Origin of the sequence: Phocaeicola sp., assembly GCF_048170425.1 — a bacterium.
Taxonomy (GTDB): Bacteria; Bacteroidota; Bacteroidia; order Bacteroidales; family Bacteroidaceae; genus Phocaeicola.
This window is the reverse complement of the sequence record NZ_DBEXBB010000078.1, coordinates 1-5,134: the sequence shown is the minus strand read 5'-3', so window position 1 is coordinate 5,134 and position 5,134 is coordinate 1. Positions and strand designations below refer to the sequence as shown.

4 protein-coding genes are annotated in these 5,134 nt (G+C 41.1%); 2 read left to right on the top strand and 2 right to left on the bottom strand.

Going from position 1 to position 5,134, the window contains the following annotated elements; all coding sequences use genetic code 11:
- Window positions 1–69: 69 nt before the first annotated feature.
- Window positions 70–1,248 (bottom strand): phosphoribosylaminoimidazolecarboxamide formyltransferase, encoded by a 1,179-nt coding sequence (locus tag ACMJ0U_RS03260; RefSeq protein ID WP_417128148.1) that lies wholly within the window; start codon window positions 1,246–1,248, stop codon window positions 70–72.
- Between the two features lie 157 nt (window positions 1,249–1,405).
- On the opposite strand from ACMJ0U_RS03260, the gene ACMJ0U_RS03255 reads away from it, so the two are divergent.
- Window positions 1,406–1,954 carry a beta-class carbonic anhydrase gene (locus tag ACMJ0U_RS03255; protein ID WP_007562103.1) on the top strand — a complete coding sequence of 183 codons (549 nt, stop codon included), beginning with the start codon at window positions 1,406–1,408 and terminating at the stop codon, window positions 1,952–1,954.
- A 60-nt stretch (window positions 1,955–2,014) separates the two neighbouring features.
- On the opposite strand, the gene ACMJ0U_RS03250 is transcribed toward ACMJ0U_RS03255, so the two are convergent.
- Window positions 2,015–4,309, bottom strand: coding sequence for an anion permease (locus tag ACMJ0U_RS03250; protein WP_417128147.1), 2,295 nt, complete (start codon window positions 4,307–4,309; stop codon window positions 2,015–2,017).
- A 244-nt stretch (window positions 4,310–4,553) separates the two neighbouring features.
- On the opposite strand from ACMJ0U_RS03250, the gene ACMJ0U_RS03245 reads away from it, so the two are divergent.
- Window positions 4,554–5,134, top strand: a 581-nt coding sequence (locus ACMJ0U_RS03245; RefSeq protein WP_417128146.1) for an IMP cyclohydrolase, incomplete at its 3' end; no start/stop codon positions are given.

Here is a 5,134-nt window from a genome sequence, read left to right as displayed (position 1 = left end):
AGAGGTAAATTCACTTGACTTTCATCCCAGCCAGCAAATTTACCCCACTATTTTCAGACTAATTCATTATTAATGATGGAATAAACGGATTCCCGTAAATGCCATTGCAATACCGTATTTATCACAAGTTTCAATCACATGGTCATCACGAACAGAACCTCCTGCCTGAGCAATATATTCCACACCACTCTTGTGAGCACGTTCAATATTATCTCCAAACGGGAAGAAAGCATCCGAGCCCAATGATACTCCTTTCAATGTATCAAGCCAAGCACGTTTTTCTTCGCGTGTCAATACTTCAGGTTTCTCAGTGAAGAACTGCTGCCATACTCCATCAGCCAATACATCGTCATGATCTTCGCTAATATAAATATCGATGGTATTATCACGATCGGCACGACGGATCTTTTCTACCCAAGGCAAATTCAGCACCTTCGGATGCTGGCGCAAATACCAGATATCAGCCTTATTACCAGCCAGGCGAGTACAGTGGATACGGCTCTGCTGTCCGGCACCAATACCGATAGCCTGTCCATCCTTCACGTAGCAAACAGAATTAGACTGAGTATATTTCAAAGTGATTAATGCAATCATCAAATCACGTTTAGCAGCTTCAGGGAAATTCTTATTCTGAGTCGGAATGTTTTCAAACAATTCTGCCCCATTCAATTTCACTTCGTTACGTCCCTGCTCAAAAGTGATACCAAACACATCCTTCCGTTCAATGGGATTCGGACGATATTCCGGAGCAATTTTAATCACGTTATAAGTACCCTTACGTTTATTTTTCAGAATTTCAAGGGCTGCGTCAGTGTATCCCGGGGCAATCACGCCGTCAGAAACCTCACGATTGATAAAACGAGCTGTTTCTTCATCACAGACGTCACTCAAAGCTATAAAATCGCCATACGATGACATACGGTCTGCTCCACGAGCGCGCACGTACGCATTTGCCAACGGAGACAAAGGCAAATTATCCACGAAATAAATTTTTTTCATGGTTTCATCCAGTTCCAGACCGATTGCGGCTCCGGCAGGACTCACGTGCTTGAACGAAGTTGCAGCCGGCATTCCGGTAGCTTCTTTCAATTCTTTCACCAACTGCCATCCGTTAAACGCATCCAGGAAGTTAATGTATCCAGGACGTCCGTTCAATACTTCAATAGGCAGTTCTCCCTCCTGCATGAAAATGCGGGCCGGCTTCTGGTTAGGGTTACAGCCGTACTTGAGTTCGAGTTCTTTAGCCATATTTTAATAGTTTGGTTGAATTTTCTACAAAAATACGAAAAAATCAGAAGCTTCTTCATGATAAGTGTATGATTTTAAGAATTCACCCAAAAGCCAACTGGAATATCACAAAATAAATCTGTATTTTTGCCTATATTCTATACAAAATATAAATGTTATGATAGACGAATTATTAAATTTCAACAAGACTTTCGTAGAAACCAAGGGATACGAAAAGTACATAACGAACAAATACCCTGACAAAAAAATTGCCATTGTCACTTGTATGGATACCCGCCTGACAGAATTACTTCCCGCAGCCTTAGGAATAAAGAACGGTGATGTCAAAATTATCAAGAATGCCGGAGGTACCATCACTCACCCTTTCGGTAGTGCCATGCGAAGCTTGCTTGTGGCAATCTATGAATTAGGAGTAGAAGAAGTCATGATTATCGGACATACCGATTGTGGCGTACAGCATATGGACAGTGAAACCATGCTACAGCACATGCGTGAAAGAGGAATTTCACAAGACCATATTGAAATGATGCAATATTGTGACATCAACCTTAACTCATGGCTCAGCGGATTTAACGATACGGAAGAAGCTGTACAAAAGAGTGTACACATCGTACGCCATCACCCGCTCGTGCCTCAAGACATAAAAGTAAGAGGATTTATCATGAATTCCACAACAGGGAATCTCACCGAAATAGAAGACAAATAAAAAATAAAAGCCGATAAAGGGCATTAACCCTGTATCGGCCTTCTTTTTAAGGCTACAAAATTATCTTTCTTCTGTTAGCGCAATCATTGAAACTTCCTGAGGCACATAATCTCCCTGGAAGAAGCGGCTGGCACGAAGCAAATGACGCCAGATACTTACCAACTCCTGAGATTCCTGAAGAATATTCAAATATACCATAGATGCCTTCAAGCTTGCATTATCGCCTTCCTGCATACGGTTCATCTGCTGTTTACGCAAAGCGGAGATACGATTTTTCAGGTCATCTCCTTTTTTCAGAATATCATCCGCATCTTCATAATTATCCTGGCTGATAGCCACTTTGGCACGTTCCATCAGTTTGCACAATTCATCACGTACAGGCAAGAATTCTTTTACACAATCCGGAGAAATCGGATTAAAGTTGTTGTCTACATGCTCCTTACACGGTTCACAAATTCGCTTCAAACAATAAAGCATCTGTTCACAACTGTTACTTCCCAAGTGAAACCAAGTATTCTTTTCCATAGCCACGGTTATCGGCAAACGGCGGAGACCAAGTATTTCTTTACGACGACGTTTCTTCAACATTTTTTTCTGGTCGTCCGTCGCACTCATAGCCTTTCGCAAGCTACGCAAATCTTCATTAATAAACCCGTCAGTTACCTGCACATACGTCTTTTCACAGAAACCCACATAATCGGTCAGCGTTTCCTGAACATGCTGACGAAGCAAAGCCAAAGTTTCACCCTTATCCTTACTGCTCATCATGCGTTTAAACACATCATCCTGGCTTTCAATCTTTTCCTTCTTGCCATATTTAATATTACTACGAACAAGAAGTACCACAGCTATTACGATAAATACAAACATACCGAAGAAGCTGGTGTAGAACATGATGAAAGTCACCAACGCACAGATAGTGAAAGCTACAAATGCAGTGATAAACCAACCACCAATCACTGAAAGCATACCCGTAATACGATATACAGCACTTTCACGACTCCAGGCACGGTCGGCCAACGAGCTACCCATCGCCACAATGAATGTAACATAAGTAGTAGACAAAGGCAGTTTCATGGTCGTACCGATGATAATCAACAGTCCGGAAAGAACCAGATTCACAGAAGCACGTACCATATCAAACGCAGCTCCGTCTGCCAAAATAACCTCATCTTTATTGAAACGGCTGTCAATCCAACGACGAACATTTACCGGAATAACGCGTACCAGAAAATCATTGATATTAGTCGCACGACGAACAATCACACGAGCCAATGCAGAAGAACCGAACATTTCATCACCTTCTTCCTGACGAGCCAAATCTACAGAAGTCTTGATTACATTCTTCGCTTTCTTTGAAGTGGCCAGCGCATATACCATCACGATACCAGATGCAATCAGGAAAATAGGAGGTGTCTTGGCTGAAGACATCAACGAAGACATCATAAAGTCATGTATACCAGCACCGTTAGAATTAGCTACATAATCCGTATAAGCAGAGAAGCCAGCCAAAGGTACACCGATAAAGTTCACCAAGTCATTTCCGGCAAAAGCCAATGCCAGAGAGAATGTACCCAGCAATACAATAATCTTAAACACATTCACCTTGCACCAGTGCAACACCTGCATGAGTATGGTAAATACGACAAAGCATCCACCTACCAATGCCATTGTATTATCCTGAATCCATTGCAGAGCTTCTGGAGTCATAAAAGATGCACTCTTCAGTCCCTTAATGATGATAAAATATCCCAAAGAAGTTACGGCAATACCACCGAAAATTCCGATAGTCCAAGAAAGATTCTTCTTATAATTGAAACTGAAAATTAATCGGGAAACATACTGTACAAAGGTACCAACAATAAAAGCGACAGCTACCGAAAGGAAAATACCCATAATCACTGAAAGGGCCTTTTCTGTATTCATCATATCACCTAAGGTTAACAGTCCGGTTTCATCACCGACAATCTTTAAAATGGCAAGAATAAAAGTACCTCCCAATAATTCAAATACCATTGAAACAGTGGTAGAAGTAGGAAGTCCTAACGTATTAAAGACATCCAGAAGGACTACATCCGTCACCATTACCGCGAGCAGAATACACATGATTTCATAAAAGCTGAAGTTTACCGGATGAAAAATTCCATGACGGGCAATATCCATCATCCCGTTACTCAGCACCGCTCCAGCAAACACTCCGATAGCAGCTACAATAATAATTGTTCTGAACTTTGCCACTTTTGCACCTACCGCAGAGTTCATGAAATTCACCGCGTCATTACTGACCCCCACCAGCAAATCAAAGACTGCCAGCATAAATAAGAAAATAACAATTCCTAAATAAACAGTTTCCATACTTGTTTTGTTAAGTTTTTTCCAAGTGCAAAAATATTTCGTTCGTGTTATAAAAGAATGTCATATATGTTACAATCGTGTTACAAAATAAAAAGGACAGCCTGAAAAAACTTTGTATCTCTTCAAACGACAGCATTAAAACTTTCAGTGATAATGCAAAAAAAAGATATTTTATGCTCATTATCCTGCGTTTATCATCTGAAAATTCGTAATTTTGCACCTGAATTTTAAATATCAAACATTTATGTCAGAATCAAAGAAAATAAAGACCGCATTGGTGTCTGTTTACCATAAAGACGGTTTGGACGCCATCCTGGCCAAGCTTCATGCAGAAGGCGTTGAGTTCTTGTCTACCGGAGGAACACGTCAGTTCATTGAATCATTAGGTTATCCTTGCAAGGCTGTAGAAGACATTACCACTTATCCTTCTATTCTTGGAGGACGCGTTAAGACATTGCATCCTAAAATCTTTGGAGGTATCCTCTGCCGCAGAGAACTGGAAGGAGACCAGAAGCAGGTTGCTCAGTATGAAATTCCAGAGATTGACTTGGTTATTGTAGACTTGTATCCTTTTGAAGATACAGTTGCAAGCGGTGCAGCAGAACAAGACATCATCGAAAAAATTGATATAGGTGGTATCTCATTGATTCGTGCCGGAGCTAAGAACTTCAATGATGTAGTAATCGTAGCCAGCAAGCATCAATACCAACCCTTATTGGAAATCCTTAACAAACAGGGAGCTGTAACCACACGCGAACAACGCCGTTGGTTCGCAGGTGAAGCGTTTACTGTTTCTTCACACTACGACACTGCTATCCGCGATTA